The following is a 22106-nucleotide window of genomic DNA, read 5'->3' as shown; positions in this document are numbered from 1 at the left end:
GATCTGACGGCAACGTTCGATACGCGGTACTGAGCGGTGCTGCGCTGGGCCTTGCTGCCATTGACACTGGCGGCTGCGGCGCCCGCGCTCGCGGAGGCGCAGGTCGAGGCGCTGGGTGACCTGAAGCTGTATCGGGTGCCGATGCGGGTCAATGTCGCGGCCCAAGCGCAGAAGCAGGTTGCTATGCTCGTGCAGCCCGCGGCCAGCTTCGAGCGCGTGTACCTCCTTGATGCCGCAGGTGCCGTTCTAACGGGGCGCACCGTTCGGCCCACGCCGTTCGAGCTGCGCGCCCGCAACGTTGAAACGCAGGGGCTGGGCGTGCCGCTGCCGGCCGGGACCGTGGCGCTTTTCGCGCGCCGCGCTGGGCGCGAGCTGCTCGCCGGCGAGGCCCCGATCGACGATCTGGCGGTTGGCGAGAAGATTTCGCTTCCATTCGGCGAGAGCCCCGACGTGACCTGGACGCGCACTCTCGTCGCGCAAAGCGAGAGGGGCGAGCAGTGGCGGATCGATAGCAACAGCGCGCGGACTACGGCGGTAAAAGCCGAGCTAACGCTTCCATTCGGAATCAAGGGGACACCGGCGGGTGCCCATAGGAGTGAAAGAGGTTGGATCCTCCCGTTTGACCTGCCAGCTAATGAGGCGCGCAGCTTTACCTACTTTGCCGAGAAGTAACCGACTGACGGCGGCGAGGGGCACTGCCAACACCTCTCGTGTCGTCGAACAAAAGTCCGCTTTTTCGTTGCGCCTTCGGTGTTCTAAGACTCCGACACTGGGTCCTCGCAGCCGCAAAGCTGCCTAACAGCTCCCGACCCAAAAGCCACCATTCACAAGTTTCACCGACGCTTTCGAAAGCGGACGCTTATTCGTTGCGCCTCGGGGTTCTGTTTGCGAGCCGGTCTGATGGTCGGGTGCGGGCTCGATGGTGGGGTAAGTTCCCGAGCTCGCTCTCCTCACCAACTCGCCGCCATGGTACAACTTCGCTGAACTCGCGCAGGCGAGGGATCGCGTTTGCTAACGTAGTAGACCACTCGACGTAGTCGCCGCCTCAGGCGGGTTGGCCGTTCCCCCCGCTCGCACCGAAGATTTGCCCAGTCGAGAAGCTGAGTGATGGATCAGCCGCGGCCACGAACAATGCGGCGATCTCCGCGGGCTGCCCCGGGCGGCCGAGCGGCGCCGACTGCCCGAAGGTGCGCTGTTTCTCGGGCGTGGCGCCGCCGCTGACCTGCAGCGGCGTCCAGAAAGGCCCAGGGGCGACTGCGTTGACGCGGATGCCACGCGAAGCCAGCTGCTTTGCCATGCCTTTGGTAAAGTTCAGGACTGCCGCACGGGTCATTGCATAGTCGACGATGTCCTTCGATGGGTCGCCCGCCTGCTCGGATGAGGTGTTCACGATTACCGCGCCCGGTCCCATTCGCTCCAATGCCGCCTTAGTGAGCCAGAACGGCGCATAGACATTGGTCTTCATTGTGTCGTCGAAATCCTGGCTTGAGATGTCGGCGATGGTCGGACGCGTTTGCTGACGTGCGGCATTGTTGATGAGGATGTCGAGACCGCCGAGCCGCGCCGCGGCTTGCTCAACCAAACGCCGACAGAACCGCTCGTCCCGCAAGTCGCCTGGGATGGCCACTGCCTTCCGACCTTCAGCCTCGATCAACGCCACTACTTCACGTGCATCGGGCTCCTCTGCCGGAAGATAGTTGATCGCAACGTCAGCGCCCTCGCGAGCATAGGCGATCGCCGCCGCACGGCCGATCCCGCTGTCGCCTCCGGTGATCAGCGCCTTCTTGCCCGTAAGCTTACCCGATCCTTTGTAGCTCTGCTCACCATGATCCGGCCGCGGAGTCATTTTGGACGCCAAGCCGGGCCATGGCTGACGCTGAACGGGGAACGGCGGCTTTGGAAAAGAAGCTGCGGCTGGCGTCGTAGCTCCCGCGGCGCTCTTTCCCTCCTGGGCCGCCGCCGAGGACGCCGAAGCCGCGGTAAGCGCTGCCGCACCAGCTACAAAGGTTCGACGATCGGTATCAGGCATGAGCGCACTCCATCAATGTGGATTGAAAGCGCGCATCGTGTCGCTGTGTTCCCCCGAGTATTTGACCGCGCCTAGATACATCCATCTGGGCAACTGAAATCAGACGCCCATGGGGGCTGCCCCGCCGCCTTGGTGTCCTGCATGAGCGTGGAGTCCTCGGCCCTGTTGCCGGCGAGCGCGTGATCGAAGCTCTCCAGGGTGGTCCGTCTTCCGACATGAACGAGTGGCAGTTTTCAGAGACGCCAGAGGCAGCAGACGAGCGGGCGCACACGGCAGCGCATGCGCAGGCAGGCGCAAGAGTTGCGGTTGCAGCTTCGACCAACGCGCAGATGGCATCGAAAACTCCAGAACGGCTTCACGCTGCCCATCATGCGGGCAAAGCGAGATCGTCATCCCTCTCCAGCCATTGATCGTGCACCACTGCGGCTCCCTTTGCACGGCCCAGTCGTAGCGCGCGCCGTCGACGGTCCCGGCGAGATCGCGAGTATGCAGCATCGGCTCTGCTCTAGCACAGATGTCCGCTTTCCCTGCCACTAACGGTCGTTCACATCCCGAGGACTCCTCCGGCTACGGTACGCTTTTCCATTCTGGGCGTGTCCGTGGTGTGCGCCGCTTGCGCGCTGACACCCGCGTGACGGGAAAGGCATTGCTCTAAGCCGCAGATTGATGAAGATCGTGCAATTCCATTGCGTCCCACTGCCACGAGGCTCGCTGACATGACGGTTACACGCCGAGGCGTCCTCGCTGGCATTGGTGCCTCGAGCTTTCTTGCGGCTTGCGGCGATGAGGGCGGCACGGGTGCTTCAAGCCTGCCGCTACCTGCCGCCACCCCTGCGGCTTCGCCCACGCCCACTCCGGCCCCGACGCCGCGAAGTGGCTCCACCGCAATCCTGACGCTGGGCATGTCGGTGTTCCAAGGCGCGGATCTTGTCGGAGCGAACTATCCGGACCGGGAGGCCTTCATGCGGGCCCATGCACCGGTCCGCTATTTTGCCGATCGGCTGCGAACATTGCGCGAGCAGAATGGCGGCGGTGTTGTAACCGAGCTTAACGCTGCGGTCGGGGGATCATTCGACAACGACACGCCGCAGCAATATGCAACAGCCAACGGCCGCTCTTTCGACCTCGTCTTTCTTGGTCTCGCGATGAACAGCGGCAGTGCGTACGGCGTGCACGGTCGCGGGCCAAATGCCGCCTTTACGCGAGGCGTGCTGCGTGACTTGCTCAACCGCATCAAGACGAATGGCGCACAGCCGATCGTGTGCAACACCATCCATCCCTGGCCTGAGAAGATAACGGCAGACAACATCCAGCGGGCGCTGCAAGAAGGCGTCGCATGGCCACCGCAATCGGCCACGCTGCATCAATTTACGACCCTTCGTTTCGATCAGAGCGCGGATGACATCATCTCGCAGGATGGTGCGTTCGCAACGGGGCCCGGACGTTTTCTGATCGCGGGATCGCTTTTGAGAATCGTCTCGGGTGGCGGCGCCAACGAAGGGCGGATCTTTCAGGTTGCCCAGCGGCTTTCACCCGATCGACTGCGCGTCCAGCCAGCCAGCGTTGCCGCGTCCGGCGACTTTCGCGTGTTGGCACAACATCATGCGCCGGATCTGGAGCCAATCCTTGATCCGCCCCCGTCGAGACAAAATCAGATGCGCGATTGGAACGGCACTGGTCGAGCGGTCGACGGGCTGGCGAGCTATCGCCTGTGGAACTCGATGTTGCAGGAACTGTGCGCAGAAACGAACACGCTTCTCTTAGATCTGGAATATCGCGGATTTGAATGGGTGGCGAAGCGGGGGTGGGAGACAGTTTACGTGTCGAACTACGCCGGCCAGCGTTTCGAGACGTTCAACCACCCTCAAATCGAGGCGCAGCGCGTGATCTATGGCGAGTTGATGAGCCATGCCGCTGAGATGTTTCACCAGAACACGCTTCCCACAGGTTATGGCGTTCTGAGAGGACCCGCCATTTAAGGTCGGCCGTCACCACGACGGCATACATGCTGAGGGCTTGGGAGCGTGCAAGTCGAACCGGGTGTGTTCATCGAGCTGAATGCCTCGATCTTACAGGAGCGCAGATTAGGCGAAAACGCCATCATTGGCGCAGGTGCCGTCGTCACACGCGACGTGTCAGCAGGAGAAACTGTCGTCGGAGTGCCGGCACGGCCGGTTGAGCAGAGCAAAGTCTAAGAGGCAGATTTGGGAGCAGCACCCGCAAAGCCGTCGAACTGTTGTTCTCCAATCTCGGCCATCGGTCATCAACGTTCGCGATCTCAACAGCAAACCGTCGACGCTCCAGACCCGGTCGTTGCAGCCACCATCAGCACTCCCTGTATCCAGACGGTGCGGGCAGTCCGAACCGGACGCCGAAATGCCCCGCCAGGGTGGCGGAATTAGTTGACGTATAGCCAAAGCGATCATGGCGGCGGGTGCGGGTTCGATCCGCTGCCACTGACAGCTCCCGCCGTCGGCCAATTCAACCTAAGTGACTCAGAATATTCGGAACTGACCTTTCGTGAGCGGAGTTCGAAAATCACCAAACATGGAGGCAGAACGTGGCACAGAAAGGCGCAGGCGGTAATCCGGGGGCGATTACAACTAAAGGCGGCGATGGCGCACGTGGCAGTCTCGGCACCGGACGAGGCGGCGGATCGGAGAACGGCGCCAGAAAGACATCCATGAAGAAGTCACCGAACGACGGTGGTAACGCAGGCCAGAAGATCAGCGGCGCCTAGCCCACATCGCCTGCGCTGCTGATTAGGTCCCAAGCGCGCGTGAGCTCGCGAGCGGGTCCCAACTGCAACCGCTCAAAAGCGGAGCGGCAGAAAAGGCTCAATGCCGGCCGTCCGTGATCGACGGGGCGGCTCCCAACGGCGGCCGTTCCGAAATAGCCCAGAAGCAGTCCTACTCCCCGCTAATCTTCAGCCCAAGTTTGCGCGACCACTCGCCTGCCTAATCAGATGAAAAAGGCAATCATTGTGATCCCATGCTGCTTCTGCCGAATGGCTTCTGATGCTTGGGGGAGGCGGGGAACACCACAAGCAGCTGCTATTCAATAATGCTTTCGAGTAGATGCCTGTTCGGCGTCCCCACGCTCCTTGTTAGGCGCGGATATCTCCCTGTTTCCGGGTTACGAGATTTTGGGCTTCGAACCCGCAGAAAAGCTGGGGTTTCTACCGCCAGGATGAACCGCAGATCCCATTGGGTGAGACTATTCCCTGTGGATCGGCCTGAAGCAGGGAAAATTGGATCGGTTACAGGTGCTGAAGGGGAGAGATAGAGACGAGAGCGAACGCCACGATAAGTCCGCTGGAAAGAGGGGCTGGGGGCGTTCCGTACTGCTCCGGAGAGCGCCGGAAAAAGGTCCCGAATTTCCGAGCAACGGCGGTCCAGGTTGCGCTCTCCCAGGTACGGAGCACGCGCAAAATCCCGCGGAACTGCGCCCTTCCAGAAGCAACTCGCAGGGAGAAATAGGATAGTTAGGACTGAGTGGCGGTGCTGTCAGTCTAACGCGAACCGCTCTCTGCACGATGCATCTCGATCTTTGCGGGAAGGGGACTAGCTCTCGAGGATCTCCCCCTCTTGGTCGACTGCACGCCACAGGTAGACCATCTCGCCGTTCAGCTTCACGTACATCTCGTCGAGGTGCCAGCGCCACTGCCGAAAGCCAGGCATCCGCGACAGGCGCTGCCGACGTAGGTCACCGGCGAACATCGGGCCGCCGAACCTGCTCCACCACATCCGCACGGTCCCGTGGCAGATGTCGATGCCGCGCTCGAACAGCAGATCCTCGACGTTCCGTGGCGACAACGGAAACCGCACGTACATCATCACCACAAGCCGGATCACCTTGGGTGACGAGTCGAACCGGCGGAACGGACTAGGCGGCTTGGCTCTCGATCGGCGCTCATCCGAGGCCGCTAGCAGCGTCCGCGAGGCGCTGCCACGTTAGTCTGACAGAGCCCGATCGCGGCATCAACGAGACGCTGGAGTTGCTCGTCATTCGGTACTTTGTTGAGTGCGCCAACGTGGTGAAGGATGCTGCCGATCAGCGTATGCAGCGCAAAGCGGATCGTGCGTTCGTCGGCACCCGGCGCCAGCGAGCGCAATGGCTCGTAATAATGCGGGACAACCAAGTTGCCGTGCGCGCGCATTGCGCTGGCGATCGTGTCGTCCGATCGCGAGGCGGCCATGATCTGGATGAACGCAGGGCCGCGGTCGCCAGTGTAGATCGTGACGCAGGTGCGCGCATGCGCAAGCAGCTTCTCGCGCGGCGGCGCGTCGATGGCGAATTTCGGCGCAAACGATAGCGCGGTTTCGTCCAGCAGGTGCTGGATGAGCTCGCCCTTGTTGGCGAAGCGGCGGTAGAGCGTCGTCCGGCTGCATCCGACGGCTTGCGCCACCGCTTCGAACGTAAGCGCCTGGCAGCCGACACGCGCGATGAGGGCCCAAGCCGCTTCGCGAATTCCCGCATCACGGATCGAGCTACGCGGCCGCCCGCGGGCACGGACGGGATCGGGAATTCCTTGTGCGTCCATATGCCCTCTCAACCGCTAGAGCCTGGGTAAAGTCTGTCTTTATAATTCGATACGCACGCGTTTCGCAATAGTGGTGAGTGGCCCCGCAATTCGGAACGGATCATCTTGATCTCGTAGCCGTGGCGACGCGAAAACGTCACAGATTATCGATACATACCCGTCTCGTAATTAAGCAGACCAGTAATGCCTAATAGGGGGGACGTTATCACCATTCTCAACGCAGCCGCGTGCGTCTGACCACGCACCGGTAAGCGATCGTCGACGGCAGTAAACTAGAAAATCGGGGCTGATCAGCTCGGTCACGCGGCGGCGCGCGCGCCGCGACCCGAGACGATGTTGGCGCCCGCCAGTTCGGACGATCGATCCTCCGAGTTCAGCTCGCCCATGCTCCGCCTTGAGGGCTTTGCGCCTTTGCGGAAGGAGGCCGTGCGTGCGCCCGCCATCAAATCAGTATGCTACGGGAGTTCATCATGAAGAAAGAAAAACGGGTCGCGTTGTTTGCAAGCTCCGCGACGCTGCTACTCTGTCCGGTCGCGGCCGGTGCGCAGGCGCTGCCACCCGCGCCCGCCGTGTCGGCGGAGGAGCGGACCGAGGAGATCACTGTCACCGGATCGCGGATCGTGCGAGAGGATTACTCGGCGGAAAGCCCGATCGTCACCGTCGGAGAGGAACTGATCCGCTCGAACGGGCCGGCAACTCTTGAATCGACGCTCAATCTTCTGCCGCAACTGACTCCCGACGCCGGCTCCACCTCTGGCAGCCAAGCCGCTGAAGGTCGCGCGACCCTTAACCTGCGCGGTCTTGGGCCATCGCGCACGCTGGTCCTGCTCGATGGCCGCCGTCTTCAGCCGGGTGATCCACTTGGCGCCGTGGATTTGAACTCGGTGCCAAGCGCACTGATCGAGAATGTCGAGGTTATCACTGGCGGCGCCTCCGCCGCCTACGGCTCGGATGCGATCGCCGGAGTCGTCAACCTCCGCCTGCGCCGCAATTTCGAAGGACTGCGGATCGACGCCGATCACGGCCTCAGCGAACGCGGGGACGCGCAAAGCCTGAACCTCGCCGGGACAATAGGCGGGAATTTTGCCGAGGGCCGCGGCAATGCGGTATTCTCTGCCACGTATTTCGATCGCCAGCGCGTGGATCGCGGCGGCCGCTCATTCTTCAAGGACGGCGGTATCACCTCGGTGCTCCCCAGCGGGCTAATCTATGCCGAGGCTAGCAACTTGCCGAGCCAGGCGGCGATCAACCAGGTGTTTCGGGGTTACGGCGTCAATACGCCGTTGTCGCGGGCCTCGACCTATAGTGTCAATCCGGATGGAACGCTGTTCACGTTGACGCCGGTCAATAATCTACGCTTCCCGGCAGATGGGCCTTATGTCATCACCTCGAATGGTCAGGTCGCCGTGCCGCTCGGCGAAGCGGCGCCTCTTCAGCAGCCGTTGGAACGCAAGACCGTGTTCGGCCGCATCAACTACCAGCTGAACGACGGCATCGAGGCTTACGCGCAGTTCAACTATGCGCATTACACCAACAATCAGGATGGGTATGGCCGTAACCAAGCCATCACACGCGACGTGTACTTGCCAGTCACCAACCCGTTCATTCCGGCGGCCCTGCGTACTATCGCGGCGTCACGTTCCAATCCAAACGCGCCGTTGCTGATCTACTTCAACACCGGCCGTTTCTCGCGCGACATCGCCGAACAGACCTATGATGTCGGCCAGTATCTCGGCGGCTTGCGCGGCGACATCGACGCGATCGAAGGCAGCTGGGACATCAATGGCTCCTATGGCCGCTCGCACCTCCAGTCGCGGCTCGGTGGGTTCATCGATCGGTCCGCGTATCTGTCGCTGATCGAGGCGCCCGACGGGGGCGTCAGCCTCTGCGAAGGCGGGCTCAATCCGCTGGTGCTTGATCGTCCGTCGCAGGATTGCCTCGATTACATGCTCCGTGACCTGCATGAGACGAGCACCCTGGAACAGACCAACCTCGAGGCGAACGTACAAGGTCGGCTGTTCACCCTTCCGGCGGGCGACCTACGCTTTGCCGCCGGCCTTGCCTATCGTCGCAACAGCTACAGCTATGCGCCCGACGCACAGCGGGTGAACGCAACCGTGCTGACCGTCGGCATCAGCAACCCGACGCAGGGCAGCATGGACAGCAAGGAAGCCTATGGCGAATTGCTGGTCCCGGTACTCGCGGACTTGCCTTTCATCTACAAGCTCGATCTGAACGCCGCTTACCGTTACGCGGATTACAACACAGTCGGCGGTGTTCACACATACAAGCTGAGCGGCGACTGGCAGTTCACCCGCTCGCTGCGCATGCGCGGCGGCTATCAACGTGCGATCCGCGCGCCATCTGTGGGCGAGCTGTTCCAGCCTGTCGAGCAGGGAGGCACCACCGTCGGGCGCATCTCGGCCGGCCTGGGCGATCCGTGCGACATCAACAGCACCTATCGCGCGGGCGGCAATGCGGCGCAGGTCCGCGCCTTGTGCATCGCCAGCGGGGTGCCCGAAGCGGTCGTGGACACGCACCGTTTCGCCGGCACCTCGGTACAGTCCAATGTGTCCGGCAACCTCGAACTGAAGGAGGAGACCTCCGACACCTATACCGTCGGAATTGTATTCCGGCCAGAATGGCAATCGCCGCTCCTGTCAAACGTCTCGGTCTCAGTCGATTACTTCAACATCAACATCCGCGATGCGATCGGCCTCGTTACCGGCGACGTGATTACGCAGCGCTGCTTCAACGGGGCTGGCGACTCGAATCCCAATTACGATCCGCAGAACTTCTATTGCCAGCTAATCAATCGCGGCCCGTCGGGCGGCTTCTCCTCCATCGACACGCCGCTGCTCAACCTCGCCGGCTATCGGACGTCGGGCATCGACGTTCAGGTCGATTGGTCGACTCGGATGGCGGCTGGCGGTCGCATCGGCCTCAACGTGCTGGCCAGCTATGTCGACCAATATGCGATCCAGACGCTGCAGGGCGCCGACTATACCGAATATGCCGGCACCATCGGCAATGGTCAGATCAGCGCGGGCGCCATCTCGCATCCGCGCTGGCGCACCGTCAGCAACCTTTCCTACGACCAGGAAGAGTTCGGCCTGAACCTGCGTTGGCGCTGGATTGATAAGATGTCGAACGCGGCAAACGTCGGCATTTCAGGGGCAACCGCACCCGGCGTGGCCCCGGTGAGCTATATCGATGCAAACGCCCGCTTCAGCATCAACCCGTCAATGGTGTTCCGCGTCGGCGTGCTCAACCTCGCCGACAAGCAGCCGCCCGAATGGACCGGTGAGGCGGCAACCGACTCCAACCTCTACGATGTCATCGGGCGCCGCTTCTTCGCTGGCATCAGCGTCAATTTCTGAACTCCTGCAAGGACATACGATCATGAAAGCCATGTTCATGACGCTGGCCGCCGGCTCGACGCTAATCGCCTCCTTGGTGGCGGCCGCGCCCACTCAACCGCAGGCGCCGACAGCGGCGGGGATCGCCCGCGCCGCTAAGGCCGGCATCCCCCAGCTGCTTTCTTGTCTTCGCGAACAGAAAGTGTCGTTGATCGGCGCACATCGTGGCGGGCCGCTGCCGGAATATCCCGAGAATGCGCTGGCAACGCTTGAGCGAACCACTTCGATGCTGCCGGTGTTCCTGGAGATCGACGTACAGCAGACGTTCGACGACGTCCTGTTTCTGAACCACGATCCGGTGCTTCCCCGGAACACGGTGGGGCACGGCACTATCCACGAGATGCGATGGGCCGAGATCGCCCCGCTGAAGCTGCGCGATCAGTCGGGCCAGCCGACCGCGTACACGCCGCCGCTGCTGGCCGATGCCTTGAAATGGGCGGACGGCCGCGCGCTGGTGCTGCTCGATGTAAAGCCAATCACCGATCCTGAACTCCTCGCGAAGACGGTACGGAGTGTCGGCGCCGAGAACCGGATGATGTTTCTTACCTACACGATCCGGCAGGCACAGGCGCTGCGCAAGCAGCTCCCCGACGCGGTCGTCGCATTGCCGGTGTTCGATCGCAAGGGGCTGGCGGCGGCAAAGGCCGCGGGGCTCGTCAACGATCGGCTGCTCGCGATGGTGCGGCCGAGCCGGGTGGATGCGGATTTCATCCCCGAACTGGAGGCGGCCGGCGCCACCGCGCTATCGGGATCCTATGGCGGCGCCGACACGCCGGACGCCGTTTATCGCACGAAGGCGGATGCCGGCGCCTATCACAAGCTCGCGCAGCAAGGCCCCCGCTTGATCGCATCGAACCGCCCGAACGAGGCGGTGGACGCGATGCTGGCGCAGCCGAGTTATACGGCGAAGCTGGCGCGCTGCGGGATTACCGGCTGATTGTTCAGGGGGCTGCCACGCGCAGCTCCCGGCTTACCCGCCCGATTAGGTCTCGCGTCAGATCGGTGTCAGGCAAGTGATCAAAGGAGTTTCTGCGTGATATCCGACGATTCTTTCCTCGAGAGACCGCAGATACGTCACGTCAAATCCATGCGTGTTGGGGAACAGCCGATAGGCTGCTTTCTGGCCGTTCTCACCGCAGACCGGACGGTCGGAAAGCGGTCCACTTTCAGCCGTTCGCGACGCCCCGCGCAACATGCCGCAGCCACGCGCTCTGCACTGCCTTTCCCTGCGGAGTGCCGCCGACCGCCTCGACCGTGGTCACCGCGCGGCCTCCCACGGCCGAGATCGGAGCACGCAGGACCGCACCGGTTTCCGTCGAGGTGGACGGTACAGGCGCCGCATTGAGCGATCCCGCAGCCGTATTTGGTGCCCGTAAGCCCGATTACGTCGCGCAGCACCCACAGCAGCGGCATGTCGGCGGGTACGTCGACGCGCTGGCGCTCGCCGTTCACTTGAAGATCACAAGGCGTCGGTTAGCGTGGCTCCTGTGCGGCGGGGAGGGGGGCGGCACCGGCTTCGGCCGCGGCGTCCTCCCGCTTCATGCGGGCGCGCACACCGCCCTCGACGTTGCGGCCCTCCGCCACCGGCTGGTGGAGCGAGCCCGAAGTCGGCGCCTGCGGCGTACCCTTGGCCAGTTCCGCACGGTGGATGTTGGCCGAGACGCGCTCGGTCAGGTCGGGAAACAGGTGATATGCGGAGGAGGCGGCCTGCGCCTTCCACCCCACAGGCAGTTCTTCGCGCGGGTGGAGCGAGACCCAGACGAGCGCTTGCACCACCTTCTCCGGCCCATCCATCAACGCCATGCGATCGGCATGGCCGCTGTAATTGGCGGTATGCTGAAAGAAGGGCGTATCGACCGCCCAGGGCATCACCGTCGCCACCTTGATTGCCTTGCCATGGCCGGCGTGGCGCAGTTCCTCATTGAGCGAACGGCCGAGGCTCAGCACGCCCGCCTTGGTCGCGCCATAAGCGCTATGATAGGCGAGCGGGACCTCGCTTTCGACCGAGCCCATGTTGACCAATGTGCCGTGGCCTTGTGCAAGAAAGCGGCGCAGCGCGGCGTGGCTGCCGTAGATTACGCCCTTCAGATTCACGTCGACCATGCGCGAGTAATCCGCCACCGGCACGTCCCAGAAGCGCCCGGTTGCGCCGACCCCGGCGATGTTCATCCATACGTCGATCCGCCCGAAGCGCGCGGCGGCGGCATTCGCCAGCGCCTCTACCTTCGCTGGGTCGGACACGTCGGTGGTGACGACGAGCGCTTGCCCGCCCGCGGCGCGAACCCGGCCGGCGACCTCCTCCAGCAAGTCGCTCCGTCGCGCGGCAAGGACGACGTTGGCGCGCAGCTCGCCCAGGTGGAGCGCGGCACCCTGGCCAAAGCCGCTCGATGCGCCAACGATGACATAGGTGCGCCCAGCCACACGCGAGAGCTCACTACGTCCGAGATGCGTGGAGGTGGCGCACCCACTCAGTGAAAGCGCAGCCAACAATGCCGGGGCGAGCAGCCGACAGGTGCCGTGCCGCATCGTTCAAGCCCCGACCGGTTCGGCGACGTGGATCCCGTTGTTCGGCGTAAGTTGCGCCATGTCCCCGGCCTCCGGCGGCGGCGCGGAATGTTCCTTTGCGTCGCGCAGCAGGCTCCAAGCAAGCGCGCCGCCGCCGAGCAGCGCGGCGGCGGTCAGCGCCGGCCGCTTGGTCGCCTTCACGTAGAGACTGCGGCTGCGCATCAGATGCGGCTCGTGCGTACCGCGTTCGTGCCCGCCATAGCCGGCCTTGAACAAGGCGCGCTGGTGATCCTCGGTCGCCTTGCGCGTGCGCGACTGCTGCGAGGTGTACATCAGCACCTCCATCACCCGATCGGTGAAGCGCGGCGCCACGGCGCCGAGCACCGCTGCGAGCTTTGCCTGGCTGCCGACGAACATGTCGCGCTTGGGATGCGCGGCGCACCACAGGATCGCCTCCGCGACTGCCTCGGGCGGATAGATCATCCCCCGGTGGACGGGCTGCATCGGCATGTAATTTCCCGCATGCTCGTTGTACGGCGTGTCGATCCGGCCGGGGTGGACGAGCGAGACGGAGATTGGCCAGCCCTCATGCTCCACCTCCTGCCTCAGCGAGCCGGTGAAGCCGTGAAGCGCGAATTTGGCGGAGGCGTAGGTGCTCTGCACCGCCGGCGCCTTGTCGCCGAAGAAGCTGCCGACATTGACCACTGCGCCGGCCTTGTCGGCATCGCGGAAGTGGCGGACCGCGGCAAGCGAGCCGTACACCGTGCCCCAATAGACCGTGTCGAACATGCGGTGCCATTCGGGCATCGGCACGTCCCACAGCCTGCCGAAGATCGAGATGCCGGCATTGTTGACCCAGGTGTCGAAGCCGCCGAAATCGAGGTGCGCGACCTCCGCCACGCGCGCGATATCCTCCTCGCGCCCGACATCGCATACGGCGTAAGCGGCGCGGCCGCCCGCGTCCCTGATCTCCTGGACAAGCGTGCGCAGCGCTTCCTCGTTGCGGGCGGCGGCGACGACCGCGGCGCCGGCCTTGGCGGCGATGCGGGCGGTCACCAGCCCGATCCCACTGCTGGCACCGGTGATGACGATCGTTTGTTCGGAAAGCGGCCTCAGAGCAACCATGCCGAACTCCTAATGTAAGTTAAATATCTGACTTGGGGAAAGAAAACCAAGTCGTCGGGCACAACGAAGCCGCGTCTCGTGAGTTCAGGTCGATATGGCAAAAAGATCTCAACCTGTGTTGCATCGCCTGTCGCTTGCCGAAAGCATGACCGTATTGGTCATTGTTGGCGGTCCGTTGATCGCCAAGGGCATCATGGTGCGGCGGCCGCTCGTGGTTCGATTGCTGCAATCGACCGGGCTGGAGGGCGGCGCCGTCGCGTTGCTCCAGCGGCTGCGCCGTCGATATGGGCCGGGACCCGTGATGCTGCGCTTGCCGGGGCGCGAGCAGGCAGTGCTCCTCTCGCCAGACGATGTACGACGCGTGCTGGCGGAAACGCCCGAGCCGTTCGAGACCGACAGCGACGAGAAGCATGCGACGCTCGCGCATTTCGAGCCGGAGGGGTCGCTGATCTCGCGCGGGCGCGACCGCGTGGCGCGGCGGGCGCTCAACGATCAGGCCCTGGAAAGCGGCTGCCCCATTCACTCGATGGCGCCGCATTTCCGCGAGATCATCGATCAGGAGATCGCGGCGCTGTTGTCCGGGCCCGATGATCTCAGCTGGGGCAGGTTCAAGGACAGCTGGTTCCGCATCGTGCGCCGCTGCCTGTTCGGCGATGCAGCAGCGGACGATCGCGATCTCGTCGCCATGCTGATCCGTCTGCGCAGCGCGGGCAATTGGTCGTTTCTCCATCCCAAGCGCCGTGTGCTGCGGGCGCGTTTCCTGTCACACGTGGCGGCGTATCTCCACGCGGCGCCGCCCGGCACGTTGGGGGCGGGGTTGGCGAGGCGTGCGACGACGCGATCGGCCGCCGAAAGTCAGGTCGGCCAATGGCTGTTCGCCTTCGATGCGGCGGGCATCGCTACCTTCCGCGCGCTGGCGCTAATCGTGGCTGATGCGGGCATCACGGCGCGCGCGCGCAACGATACGGCGCCGGGCTATCCTTTCCTGCGCGCCTGCCTGCTGGAATCGGTGCGGCTATGGCCGACCACCCCGGCGATCCTGCGCCAAAGCGCCCGGCCTGCGGCATGGAACGGCAGCACCATGGCGGAAGGGACCGGAATCCTGATCCACGTGCCGTTCCTGCACCGTGACGACGAGCGCTTGCCTTTCTCCCACCGCTTCGCCCCCGATGTCTGGCTCCGGGGCGAAGCCGATGCCTGGCCGCTGATCCCGTTCAGTGGCGGCCCGGGTGAATGTCCGGCCAAGAACCTCGTCCTGCTGCTCGCCAGCAATCTGATGGCGGCGCTTCTCACGCGTAACATTTGCCTCCCACCCGGGGGAAAGCTGGACATAAATGATTTGCCGGAGACGTTCGATCACTTTTCACTGACGCTGCGGCATCAGGCTCAGTCGCCCTTAGTCGCGCAGCGTTGCAGTTAAACCTGAGGCAAGCCGGCGGAGCAGAAGAGAAAGGCTGCTGGATCGTCACTTGACCGATTGGCCACTGCTTCGAAGACGAGATCGCAAGGTGCGTTGTCCGCTGACGCTGGTGTTTAGCCAAGCGTCGAGCAACTGTTCGCCGGGAGTGGTGAAGGTCAGCCGTCCGGTCGACCGCGAAGCGCATCGCTGGGGTGACCGCCGGCTTGACGCCGCTGGCGCAAACGCCCTCAATCCGCGCGACGAGCGCTTGGCGGGCGCCGCGCTCTTCGACGGCGTGGGGGCGACATGAACGGGAGCATCGCTCGGCGCACCAGAGCAATCCGGTTGGCGCCTCTTGTGCAGGAACCAGGCCGCCATAACGCATGGCGAAGGATCTGAGGGCTTCAGCTTCACGGCTCATTTTGGCTCCATCGCTCAGGTGTGCGACCTCTAACTACCGACTCACCAAGCCAAGCAAGACGGCGGAGACAACCTCCGCCGCGATCACGCTTTTCAGCGGTCAAGCGCAGCTGAGATACCCGCGTCGATCAGGCCGATACCCGTCGGCAACCCGCGGCGATGAAGTAACGAGGGCACCTGGCGGGATCGCGCTGCCGGCGATCGAGCAGGTGCGCGTACTAATATGAAGGCCCGCACCTGCCTCAGACATATGCCTCGACGACTCCCGAGGTGATCATGAAGCCACAGAGCGCGGCGAGCATAGCGACGTTCCAGCTACGTGAGCGTACCATCAGCAAGCCAGCGAACAGCGCCAGGATCGCGAGGCCACTGGCCATGTAAAGCACTTCGACGAAAACACTCGCCTGGGCTGCTGGCGCTTCTGGCGATGGGTGCAAGTCTTGCAACACGGCCACGCCGATCCAGCTGGAGATGTTCGCTGCCAGCAAGCCGCCGACGACCAAATGTTTCTGCTTGTCGTACCAGTCGTCGAAATTCGGCCACTCCTCAGGCGCGTCGGGGAAGATCAATGTCGCAGCCAAGTAATAGACACCAACCATCCCAAGCACGCTCACCAAGGTCACGTAGTTGGCGTCGATCTGGTCACGCGCGTCCCAGGCGAGCAGCCAGAAGCTCGAGAGATCGAGCATCACCAGCAGACCAAGCAGCGGCGTCAGCCAACCGATCCGAACGGCCGCAGTGCCGCGCTTTAGCTTAAGCGCACGAGAAAATCCGCCAAGCACTTCGGAAATGGCCAGGCCCAGCAGAAGTCCATAAACGGCGAAGACCAGATCGAACGCGCTCATGTGAACACTATTCCGTCAATGCCGTGATAGGACAAGCATGGCGACCGCCTGGACGCCGCGGAGGAGATACCCTCCGCCGTGATCATGCTTTTCTGCGGGATACCGTAGCCATCTTACCCGCACCAATCGAGCTGATGCCCGCGGCGAATGTCCGAAGGTGGCGAGCGCCCCGAGGATCCCGAATGTCGGATAGTGGGAGGGTTTCTGCCAGTCCGCTTTTGGGAAGGGCGAGCGGCACAGTAGCCACTAAGGGAGTTTGGCCTTGGCGGCAAAACCCGACCAGAAGCGAATTTTGCGATCGGTTTCGCGGGGCGATCGGCGGCTACATTGCCATCCTCAAGAAGAGCTTCTGCTCTGCAGATCGAGCATTGCCTGCGAGCCTCTTGATGGTCTGCAGGGACTCAATCAATTGCTGCCCAGAGACATGATGATATGAAAGCTCTTCCGATTGCGCCCACCGATCCGCCGCTTCCGAAAACCTGTCCTCGGTTAGTTCATCTAAACGGATGACAAGCTCATCAGGTATCACAAAGACCCAAGGTCCCTCAGGCGATCCCATGGCAACTAAGAACTCCTCTCCCGCTAGGCCCGAAGCATCCGCGTCCTGATCTACCGCTTTCCACAACGCGGCAAGAACTGAGTTATCAGCATTGCGCGTGCGGTGGTTGGGCGTACGAGCCATGTCCGTGGAGAGGGCGGCACCATCGTCAGCAGGGCCTAAAAAGAAGTCCGTCAGCAAAGCGCGCTCCTCAGTTAACGTCACTCAGGCCCACATCGAAGCCCAAAAGCCGAGCGTCTGCAATCCACCGAACCTCGCTGTTTCAATGAGCAGCGAGACAAGTTAACGAGTGGCGGATTTCAGGAATCTCAATCTCGCCGCTGAACGACTGGGTTTGGGCGTGAGCAGCCTGTCCTCTTTCCGGGGTAGCCAGCGCGCTCCCGAACGCCTGATTGTGGGAGGTTAGCGTCCGGTCCGCTTTCGGGTGCGGGTGGCGCATAGCTGACGTTAGCTGCGCTCACTGTCCATGACGAACGCATAGTCTGCGACGGCTTCCGACAGATTATCGAACCAACGCGACACGCCTTCGGTGATAAAATGCTCGGCTTGCTGCCTAGCATGGAAGGCGAGCGTTTCGTCATCCTGAGGAGCGGTCAGAACCTCCCCGCTGGACACCGCAAACTTGCCGGTCCCGAGGTTCTCGTAGCAGACGTACCGAATGGCCTTCGATGAACTGACCTGCTCACTGGGCGGTCCGCTATGCGCTGGAGCAACCCGAAGGCGTCGACATCAACGACGTGATCGTCCGCCCCAGTGCGACGCACATGTGACGGCACAGGCGTGCCGGCCTCACCGCCGGCACGCTCGCGCCTCTTTTCAGACCGACAGCGCAACCGCGGTTTCGCAATAGCCATGCAGTGGGCGGCCAAGCATGGCGGTGAGCCGCTCCCGGTCGCCGTCGTCGGGGATCATACCGTCGCTGACGTATCGCTCTGCCATCAGCCGCATTTCATAGGCGGTCCAGCGCGGAAGGACGCTCGCCATATTGTGCTCGAACCCGCTCGGATCGTCGCCGCCATAGACGATCGGACGGCCGAGCACCTCGGACCAGATTGCCGCGACGCTCTCGCCGGTCAGCGTATCGGGGCCGACAAGATTGATCGTCTCAAGCGGCAGCTTGTCCGGTGCCCGCTCCCGGCGGACCAGCTCTATCGCGGCAACCTCGGCGATGTCGCGGACATCGACCATTGCCACGCCCTTGCCCCCGATCGGCATCGGGTAGACGCCGTGCTGAAGGATGACGTCCTTCACCATCACCTCATTGTCGATGAAATAGGTCGGCCGCAGGATGGTCGCGCCGAAGCCCATCGCTTCCAGCATTCGCTCGGCGCCATACTTTACGGCGAAATGGGGCACGTTGACGGCGCGGTCGGCTTCGAAGACCGACAGATAGACAACGCGATCGACCTCCGCCTCGAGCGCGATGTTGAGGGTGATCATCGCCTGGGTAAATTCGTCGCCCGTCACCGCATTGAGGAGGAACAGCGTACTAACGCCGCTGAAGGCGGCGCGTAGCGCGTCGATATCGAGCAGGTCGCCTTGCGCGACCTCAACGCCGGCCGGAAATGCCGCTTTCGAAGGGTCACGAGTGAAAACGCGGACGTTGGCATCGCGGGCGACGAGCTGATCGACGACATGGCGGCCGACGCGGCCGGTGGCGCCGATTACGAGAATGGTCATGGAGCTTCTCCTTGGGTCTTGCTGACCCGAGCAAGATGAGTGATCCATCACCGTGCAAATAGACGCGTGTTCTGGACGCGCCGTCTCATAGATGGAACGACATGGATTTGCTTGCGCTTGCAGATTTCACGCTGGTCGCCCGCAACAGCGGCTTCGGCAAAGCGGCGCGCGCCGCGCGCCGGCCCAAGGCGACGCTGTCGCGCCGCGTGTCCGAACTGGAGGCGTCGCTCGGCCTGCGGCTATTCTAACGGGGGCAACGCGACCTCAAGCTGACTGAGGAGGGGCGAGCGCTGTTCGAACGCGCCGGGGCGTTACTAACCGAGCTGGAGGATACGGCCGCCGCCATCGCTTCGGGCAGCGCGGCGGTACGCGGACGCCTGCGGATCAGCGCGCCGCTGCTCTTCTCACAAATCGTTATGGGGCGGCTGGCGGCCGAAATCGCGCGCCGCCATCCCGACGTCCGACTGGTGGTCACCACCGACGACCGGGCGGTCGACATGATCGAGGAGGGCTATGACGTGGTCATTCGTGTCAATCCGGCGCCAGACGAGGCGCTGGTCGGTCGCCCCTTCCTCCATGACAGGCTCGTGATGGTCGCCGCGCCCGACATGGCGCTGCCGGCAACGGGCGTCGTTCCCGCTGTGGTGCGCGGCGAGGATTCGACGAGTAGCTGGACGATCGATACCGCCGCTGGAGAGCGCGCGATTCCGATCGTTCCCGTGCTACGGCTGTCGTCGCTGGCGATAATCCGGGATGCGGTGCGGCTTGGCGCCGGGGCGGCGCGGTTGCCGCTGTCGCTGGTCAGTCGGGACATGGCAAGAGGACGGTTGGTCCCGTGGGGCGATGTCGCGTCGTCGAACATCGCGCTATGGGCGCTCTACCCCACCCGCCGCCTGCTAAACGCCAGAGTGTCGGCGTTCCTGGCATTCCTGCGGCAATCCTTTCCCAACGGGACACCCGAGGAACTGGCAGCCTATCTGGACGATCATTGCTGACAGGAAGCAGCCGGTGGTCACCTCCCGCTACCTGAACGAACGACAGCTTGCGAAGCCGACCAAATTCGTTGCGAGTGGCGGAATGTTGGGTCGCAGCTCTAAGTTGGCGATCAGGGTAGCAATTGCTGCGCCGCCCAACGTCCATCGTTTAGCTGAAGAGCTCCGCTCGCACGATCGCTGCGCCCGCAGCCAGCGCCATCAACTTGCCTTGAGCGATGTCGCGCCGCAGCGGCGCCATGCCGCAGTTCGTGGCCGGGTAGAGCTTGTCCGCATCGACGAAGTCCAGCGCCTGGCACAGGGTGGCGGCGACCTGTTCCGGCGTCTCAACGATGTTGCTCGCCACGTCGATCGCGCCCACCATCACCTTCTTTCCGCGGACCAACTCGATAAGGTCCATCGGCACGCGCGAATTCTGGCACTCCAGCGAAATGATGTCGATCGTCGACCTTTGCAGGTTGGGGAAGGTCTGCTCATACTGGCGCCATTCTGAGCCGAGCGAGTTCTTCCAGTCGGTGTTCGCCTTGATGCCATAGCCATAGCAGATGTGCACCGCGGTTTCAGCCGTCAGCCCCTCCGCAGCTTTTTCCAGCGTGGCGATGCCCCAATCATTCGCCTCGTCGAAGAAAACGTTGAACGCCGGCTCGTCAAACTGGATGATGTCGACCCCCGCCGCCTCCAGTTCGCGCGCTTCCTGGTTGAGGATCCGTGCGAACTCCCATGCCAGCTTCTCCCGGCTGCGATAATGCGCGTCGTAGAGCGTATCGATCATCGTCATTGGGCCGGGCAGCGTCCACTTGATCGGCGCATCGGTCTGCGCCCGCAGGTAGCGTGCGTCCTCCACGAACACCGGCTTCGACCGCGACACGAGGCCTGCAACGGTCGGCACGCTCGCATCATAGCGGTTGCGGATGCGCACGGTCGCGCGCTTCTCGAAATCGACGCCGTCGAGATGCTCGACAAAGGTGGTCACGAAATGCTGACGCGTCTGCTCGCCGTCGCCGACGATGTCGATACCGGCACGGCGCTGATCGTCCAGCGCGAGCCGCAGAGCGTCGCGCTTGCCCGCGGCCAGCGCATCGCCATCGAGTTTCCAAGGCGACCAGAGCGTTTCGGGCTCGGCGAGCCAGGAGGGCTTAGGCAGGCTGCCCGCGGTCGTCGTCGGCAACAAAGTCGTCATGTCAGCAATACCTTGTGGATGGCGGGAAGTCAGAGGGGGAAGGTCGCGGACCATTGCTGGAGCTGCGCGGCATACGGCTTGACGAAATGCTCCTCGGCGAAGCGGCCCTGCTCGATCGCCAACCGGCTGCGCTCCTCGCGGTCGTAGACGATGCGGGTAAGCGAATAGTCCTGATAGGTGAGGCTGGGGCAATAGCGAGCGGCCGCAGCCGAATTGGCGTTGTAAATCTCGGGGCGATAGATCTTTTGAAAGGTTTCCATCGTGCTGATCGTGCTAGCGAGCTCGAGCGCGTCATAACCGCTGATCAGATCGCCAATGTGATAGAAGGCCAGCGGGGCGACGGCATGGCGCGGCATGAAGTAGCGTGCCGTCATGCCCATCTTCGCGAAATAGGCGTCGGTCGCGGAAGCTTCGTCGTTGCGATACTCCACACCGAGGATGGGGTGCTCGTTTGCGGTCCGGTGATAGGTTTGGCTGCTCGACACGCTGAGGCAGATGACCGGTCGCTTCGCAAACCGCTCCCGATAGGTGGCGGAGTTCAGGAAATGCCTGAAGAGCTTGCCATGCAGGTCGCCGAACCCATGCGGCGCCCCACCCGCCGGGTGCGTCTTCGAATGGTCAGCAAGCACGACGCTGAAGTCGTAGTCGCGAAGGTAGGATGAGAAGTTGTTACCGACGATGCCGTCGATCCGCTCGCCAGTTCGCTTGTCGAGGATCGTGGTCTCCAGAATCTCGATCAGCGGGAACCCGGCGCCGGCGTCCGCAGCATCAATCGTCAGCGCCGCGGAGTGAATCGTGAGTTCGACCGAATAGCGGTCCCCCGACGGATTATCCCAGTGCGCCAGCGAGTTGAAGCGGTTATCAATCATCCGCAGCGTGTTGCGCAGGTTCTCTCGGCGATTTTCCCCGCGCGCGAGATTGGCGAAATTGGTGGTGATGCGCGTGTTGTCGGCGGGACGATAATCCTCGTCGAAAGGAATGCTGCTGATCGTGAACGTGAAGCCGCTGTTCGTCATTCCCTACCTGCATCTTCAAAGGCGGAGAGCCGCAGGAAGAGCGCGCAGGGCACGTCAGGCCCCAGTCGGCGAGCGCGCGGGGACCTTGCGTCAAGCGCGATCCACCGGAGGAACCCCCGTCCGAGGAACGTTATGGCGTCGAAAGGCAGGTCTCCTGGCTCACGGGTCGACGCAGTGGTCCCGGCCTTCCTAAGCCTCATGCGTGAGGCTCAGTGACACCAAGTGGGACCGCCGCTCACCGCTTACAGTTGCGGGGGCAGCGCCGGACTCCGCTCGGCAAGAGCGCCACCGGCTTCCCGTCTTAGCCCCGCCGTCACGCCTGAAGCGGGGAACCTCGACATGGGCCTTCAACACCAGCCTCAAAGCGCTGTCAATCGGGACATAAAGAATTCTT

At 63.1% G+C, this 22106-nt stretch carries 19 protein-coding genes, 1 pseudogene and 1 riboswitch; of the genes and pseudogenes, 8 read left to right on the top strand and 12 right to left on the bottom strand.

Going from position 1 to position 22106, the window contains the following annotated elements; genetic code table 11:
* Positions 1 to 51: 51 nt before the first annotated feature.
* Positions 52 to 672, top strand: coding sequence for a hypothetical protein (locus SPMU_RS16060; protein WP_140418505.1), 621 nt, complete (start codon positions 52 to 54; stop codon positions 670 to 672).
* Between the two features lie 373 nt (positions 673 to 1045).
* Here the strand turns inward: SPMU_RS16060 and SPMU_RS16055 are convergent, their stop codons facing one another.
* Positions 1046 to 1846, bottom strand: a complete 801-nt coding sequence (locus SPMU_RS16055; protein ID WP_245833433.1) for an SDR family oxidoreductase — start codon at positions 1844 to 1846, stop codon at positions 1046 to 1048.
* A gap of 899 nt (positions 1847 to 2745) precedes the next feature.
* Between SPMU_RS16055 and SPMU_RS16050 the strand changes: the two genes are divergently transcribed.
* Positions 2746 to 4008 (top strand): hypothetical protein, encoded by a 1263-nt coding sequence (locus tag SPMU_RS16050; protein WP_088335318.1) that lies wholly within the window; start codon positions 2746 to 2748, stop codon positions 4006 to 4008.
* A gap of 1587 nt (positions 4009 to 5595) precedes the next feature.
* On the opposite strand, the pseudogene SPMU_RS16045 reads toward SPMU_RS16050, so the two are convergent.
* Positions 5596 to 5961, bottom strand: a pseudogene (locus tag SPMU_RS16045) (DDE-type integrase/transposase/recombinase); the annotation flags it as partial.
* On the bottom strand, positions 5955 to 6572 hold the full coding sequence (locus SPMU_RS16040) for a TetR/AcrR family transcriptional regulator (protein ID WP_088335316.1): 618 nt from the start codon (positions 6570 to 6572) through the stop codon (positions 5955 to 5957). The pseudogene SPMU_RS16045 and the gene SPMU_RS16040, both read right to left, overlap by 7 nt.
* Positions 6573 to 7042: 470 nt before the next feature.
* Here SPMU_RS16040 and SPMU_RS16035 point away from each other — a divergent pair, with 470 nt between their 5' ends.
* The gene (locus tag SPMU_RS16035) at positions 7043 to 9952 is read left to right on the top strand and encodes a TonB-dependent receptor domain-containing protein (protein WP_169715753.1); all 2910 of its coding nucleotides are present in this window, start codon (positions 7043 to 7045) and stop codon (positions 9950 to 9952) included.
* 22 nt (positions 9953 to 9974) lie between these two features.
* Positions 9975 to 10928 carry a glycerophosphodiester phosphodiesterase family protein gene (locus SPMU_RS16030; protein ID WP_169715752.1) on the top strand — a complete coding sequence of 318 codons (954 nt, stop codon included), beginning with the start codon at positions 9975 to 9977 and terminating at the stop codon, positions 10926 to 10928.
* 137 nt (positions 10929 to 11065) lie between these two features.
* Here SPMU_RS16030 and SPMU_RS17500 read toward each other — a convergent pair whose 3' ends face one another.
* From SPMU_RS17500 to SPMU_RS16015, 3 genes are read right to left on the bottom strand one after another with little or no spacing between them, the layout of a single operon-like run.
* Positions 11066 to 11404 carry a (2Fe-2S)-binding protein gene (locus SPMU_RS17500; protein ID WP_169715755.1) on the bottom strand — a complete coding sequence of 113 codons (339 nt, stop codon included), beginning with the start codon at positions 11402 to 11404 and terminating at the stop codon, positions 11066 to 11068.
* Positions 11405 to 11464: 60 nt separating this feature from the next.
* Positions 11465 to 12517: an SDR family NAD(P)-dependent oxidoreductase gene (locus tag SPMU_RS16020; RefSeq protein ID WP_088335308.1), complete on the bottom strand. Its 1053-nt coding sequence runs from the start codon at positions 12515 to 12517 to the stop codon at positions 11465 to 11467.
* A 3-nt stretch (positions 12518 to 12520) separates the two neighbouring features.
* Entirely contained in the window at positions 12521 to 13621 is a 1101-nt protein-coding gene (locus tag SPMU_RS16015) for an SDR family oxidoreductase (RefSeq protein ID WP_088335306.1), read from the bottom strand.
* Between the two features lie 145 nt (positions 13622 to 13766).
* Here SPMU_RS16015 and SPMU_RS16010 point away from each other — a divergent pair, with 145 nt between their 5' ends.
* Both SPMU_RS16010 and SPMU_RS17000 read left to right on the top strand, forming a co-directional pair.
* A complete protein-coding gene (locus tag SPMU_RS16010) occupies positions 13767 to 15041 on the top strand; it encodes a cytochrome P450 (RefSeq protein WP_169715751.1) in 1275 nt (424 codons plus the stop codon).
* A gap of 148 nt (positions 15042 to 15189) precedes the next feature.
* Entirely contained in the window at positions 15190 to 15330 is a 141-nt protein-coding gene (locus SPMU_RS17000; RefSeq protein ID WP_169715750.1) for a hypothetical protein, read from the top strand.
* A gap of 352 nt (positions 15331 to 15682) precedes the next feature.
* On the opposite strand, the gene SPMU_RS16005 is transcribed toward SPMU_RS17000, so the two are convergent.
* The 4 genes from SPMU_RS16005 to SPMU_RS15995 all read right to left on the bottom strand — a co-directional run bounded on the left by SPMU_RS16005 (position 15683) and on the right by SPMU_RS15995 (position 18524).
* Positions 15683 to 16285, bottom strand: a complete 603-nt coding sequence (locus tag SPMU_RS16005) for a hypothetical protein (protein WP_088335302.1) — start codon at positions 16283 to 16285, stop codon at positions 15683 to 15685.
* A 322-nt stretch (positions 16286 to 16607) separates the two neighbouring features.
* Positions 16608 to 17024 (bottom strand): hypothetical protein, encoded by a 417-nt coding sequence (locus SPMU_RS16000; protein ID WP_140418503.1) that lies wholly within the window; start codon positions 17022 to 17024, stop codon positions 16608 to 16610.
* A 267-nt stretch (positions 17025 to 17291) separates the two neighbouring features.
* A complete protein-coding gene (locus tag SPMU_RS16995) occupies positions 17292 to 17459 on the bottom strand; it encodes a hypothetical protein (protein WP_169715749.1) in 168 nt (55 codons plus the stop codon).
* 201 nt (positions 17460 to 17660) lie between these two features.
* Positions 17661 to 18524, bottom strand: a complete 864-nt coding sequence (locus SPMU_RS15995; protein WP_088335298.1) for an SDR family oxidoreductase — start codon at positions 18522 to 18524, stop codon at positions 17661 to 17663.
* A gap of 101 nt (positions 18525 to 18625) precedes the next feature.
* Between SPMU_RS15995 and SPMU_RS17340 the strand changes: the two genes are divergently transcribed.
* Together SPMU_RS17340 and SPMU_RS17335 are read left to right on the top strand one after the other, a co-directional pair.
* Positions 18626 to 18772, top strand: coding sequence for a LysR family transcriptional regulator (locus SPMU_RS17340; RefSeq protein WP_245833432.1), 147 nt, complete (start codon positions 18626 to 18628; stop codon positions 18770 to 18772).
* 21 nt (positions 18773 to 18793) lie between these two features.
* Positions 18794 to 19519 carry a substrate binding domain-containing protein gene (locus SPMU_RS17335; RefSeq protein WP_342746456.1) on the top strand — a complete coding sequence of 242 codons (726 nt, stop codon included), beginning with the start codon at positions 18794 to 18796 and terminating at the stop codon, positions 19517 to 19519.
* Between the two features lie 148 nt (positions 19520 to 19667).
* Here the strand turns inward: SPMU_RS17335 and SPMU_RS15985 are convergent, their stop codons facing one another.
* Positions 19668 to 20696 (bottom strand): methionine synthase, encoded by a 1029-nt coding sequence (locus tag SPMU_RS15985; protein ID WP_088335296.1) that lies wholly within the window; start codon positions 20694 to 20696, stop codon positions 19668 to 19670.
* A 29-nt stretch (positions 20697 to 20725) separates the two neighbouring features.
* Complete coding sequence (locus SPMU_RS15980) at positions 20726 to 21712, bottom strand: DUF1852 domain-containing protein (protein WP_088335294.1); 987 nt, start codon at positions 21710 to 21712, stop codon at positions 20726 to 20728.
* Positions 21713 to 21839: 127 nt separating this feature from the next.
* A riboswitch (cobalamin riboswitch) is annotated at positions 21840 to 22065 on the bottom strand.
* Between the last annotated feature and the right edge of the window lie 41 nt (positions 22066 to 22106).

It is taken from the genome of Sphingomonas mucosissima (assembly GCF_002197665.1).
GTDB classification, from domain to species: Bacteria; Pseudomonadota; Alphaproteobacteria; order Sphingomonadales; family Sphingomonadaceae; genus Sphingomonas; species Sphingomonas mucosissima.
The sequence above is the reverse complement of the archived record's forward strand: the minus strand, read 5'-3'. Positions and strand labels throughout refer to the sequence as shown.